This window comes from Delftia sp. ZNC0008, assembly GCF_000799035.1.
GTDB classification, from domain to species: Bacteria; Pseudomonadota; Gammaproteobacteria; order Burkholderiales; family Burkholderiaceae_C; genus Comamonas; species Comamonas tsuruhatensis.
In genome coordinates this window covers 1-2,665 of record NZ_JTKZ01000089.1, presented here as the reverse complement: position 1 = coordinate 2,665, position 2,665 = coordinate 1, and the positions used below count along the sequence as shown (strand labels likewise).

The window sequence follows — 2,665 nt, the reverse complement described above, 5'->3', positions numbered from 1 at the left end:
CGCATCGCCGCCCTGCTGCCCGGCGTGGCCGTGGACACCACGGCCGCGCGCGGCCTGCCTCCGCAGCAGGTGGAGGCCGCCGCCTTTGCCTGGCTGGCGCGCCAGGCCCTGCTGGGCCTGCCAGGCAACCTGCCCGCCGTGACGGGTGCACGCGGCCCGCGCATCCTGGGCGCCATCCACCCCGCATAAAAAAACCATGCAAGGCATCCGCCAAGCATGGGCCCACCAAGCATCTTGCCTGATGCCCAAAGCCTATGAAACTGGCGCGGCCCAAAAGCAGGGACGCCGAGCAAGAGCCGCCTCGCGGCGAGGGCGTCGTCCCCCTCCCGCGAAGCGAGAGAGGGCGCCGTGCATACGGGGGAAGGCGCGTAAGCGCCTCAGGGGGTGCTATCCGCCGATATAGACGAACTTGAAGAGGAAGACGCCGCCGATCAGCCACACCATCCAGTGCACTTCCTTGGAACGGCCCGTGAACAGCTTGAGCACGGCATAGGTGATGAAGCCGAAGGCCAGGCCATTGGCCACCGAGTAGGTGAAGGGCATGAGCAGGGCCGTGACGGCGGCGGGGATGGCCTCGGTGGTCTCGCCCCATTCGATCTCGGTCAGCTCCTTGAGCATCAGGCAGGCCACGAAGAACAGCGCGGGCGCCGTGGCGTAGCCGGGCACCACGCCGGCCAGGGGCGACAGGAACAGGCAGCACAGGAAGAGCGCGGCCACGGTCAGCGCCGTCAGGCCCGTGCGGCCACCCGCTTGCACACCGGCCGCGCTTTCCACGTAGGCCGTGGTGCTGGAGGTGCCCAGCAGCGAGCCCGCGAAGATGGCGCCGCTGTCGGCCAGCAGCGAGCGGTTGAAGCGGCCCATGCGGCTGGGCACCAGCAGGCCCGCGCGCTTGGCCACGCCCATCAGCGTGCCCGTGGCATCGAACAGCTCGACCAGGAAGAACACCAGCACCACGTTGAGGATGCCGCCGGTCAGCGCGGACTTGATGTCCAGCTGCAGGAAGGTGGGCGCGATGGAGGGCGGCGCCGAGAACACGCCGTGGAACTCGTTGCCCGCGAAGAAGAATGAGGCCACGGTGACCACGACGATGCCGATCAGGATGGCGCCCGGCACCTTCAGGCGGTCCAGCACCACGATGATCAGAAAGCCCAGCGAGGCCAGGATGACTTCGGGCTTGTGCAGGTCGCCCAGGGTCACGAAGGTGGCCGGCGATGCGGCGACGATGCCCGCGCTCTTGAGAGCGATCAGCGCCAGGAACAGTCCGATGCCCACGGTGATCGCTATGCGTATGGACTGCGGTATGCCCTTGATGATCAGCTCCCGCAGGCCGAACAGCGTCACCAGCAGGAACAGGCAGCCCGAGACGAAGACCGCGCCCAGCGCGGCCTGCCAGGTGAAGCCCATGTGCAGCACCACCACGTAGGCGAAGTAGGCGTTCAGGCCCATGCCCGGCGCCAGCGCGATGGGATAGTTGGCGTACAGCGCCATGATGGTCGTGCCCAGCGCCGCGATCAGGCAGGTGGCCACGAAGACGGCCCCCTTGGGCATCCCCGCATCCCCCAGGATCGAGGGATTGACGAAGATGATGTAGGCCATCGTCAGAAAGGTCGTCAGGCCCGCGACCAGCTCGGTTCTTACATTGGTGCCGTGCTCACTGAGCTTGAACACCCGTTCCATCCAGTTCATCGCATTGTCTCCGTGTTGTTTTCGCATGCGGGGCGCAACGGTTGTGAAAGCGCCCAGGGTTGAGCACCGGCTGTCCAGGCCGGCACAAGGCATGGCACCCTGCCGGGCAGCCATGGACCTGGTTGCGCGCATCGCTGCGCGCGGATTCAAGGAATGAGGGGGCGGCGGCGCCGGTCCGCTCAGCTCCCGGCGGCCTGCACGGCCTCGATGGCGCGCAGGATGGATTCCGGCGTGGCCGGCGATTGCAGCGGCGGGTTGCTGCGGTGCCCGCCCGCGGCCGAGACGGCATCGCGGATCGCGAAGAACACCGAGAACGGCAGCAGCAGCGGCGGCTCGCCCACGGCCTTGCTGCGGTGGATGGAGTCCTCGAAGTTGTCGCCCTCGAACAGACGCACGTTGAACACGGGCGGGCAGTCGTTGGCCGTCGGGATCTTGTAGGTGCTCGGGGCGTGCGTGGTGAGCTTGCCGCTTTGCGGGTGCCAGACCAGCTCTTCCGTGGTCAGCCAGCCCATGCCCTGGATGAAGGCGCCCTCGACCTGGCCCACGTCCACGGCCGGGTTCAGCGAGCGGCCCACGTCGTGCAGCACGTCGGCGCGCAGCAGCTTGAACTCGCCGGTCAGCGTGTCCACCACCACCTCGCTCACGGCGGCACCGTAGGCGTAGTAGAAGAAGGGCCGGCCCTGCATGGTGTCCTTGTTCCACGACAGGCCGGGCGTGGCATAGAAGCCGTCGGACCACAGCTGCACGCGCTCGATGTAGGCCTCGCCCACCACGGCCTTGAAATCCAGCACCTTGCCGTTGACGTGGACCTGGTCGTTGGCGAAGCGCACGTCCTGCGCGCGGCCGCCATGGCGCTCTGCGGCGCAGGCGGCCAGGCGCTCGCGGATCTGGCGCGCCGCGTCCTGCGCGGCCTTGCCGTTGAGGTCGGCCCCCGTCGAGGCCGCCGTGGCCGAGGTATTGGCCACCTTGGTGGTGTCGG

General features: G+C 68.1%; 3 protein-coding genes. 1 reads left to right on the top strand and 2 read right to left on the bottom strand.

All coding sequences use genetic code 11. The features are described 5' to 3' along the window. On the top strand, positions 1-189 hold a 189-nt coding region (locus tag L995_RS03175; RefSeq protein WP_047469088.1), incomplete at its 5' end, for an anhydro-N-acetylmuramic acid kinase. A gap of 198 nt (positions 190-387) precedes the next feature. Here L995_RS03175 and L995_RS03170 read toward each other — a convergent pair. Both L995_RS03170 and L995_RS03165 read right to left on the bottom strand, forming a co-directional pair. Then, positions 388-1,686 (bottom strand): NCS2 family permease, encoded by a 1,299-nt coding sequence (locus tag L995_RS03170; RefSeq protein ID WP_016448452.1) that lies wholly within the window; start codon positions 1,684-1,686, stop codon positions 388-390. A 179-nt stretch (positions 1,687-1,865) separates the two neighbouring features. Next, a partial coding sequence (locus L995_RS03165; RefSeq protein WP_047469085.1) for a molybdopterin cofactor-binding domain-containing protein occupies positions 1,866-2,665 on the bottom strand: 800 nt, incomplete at its 5' end.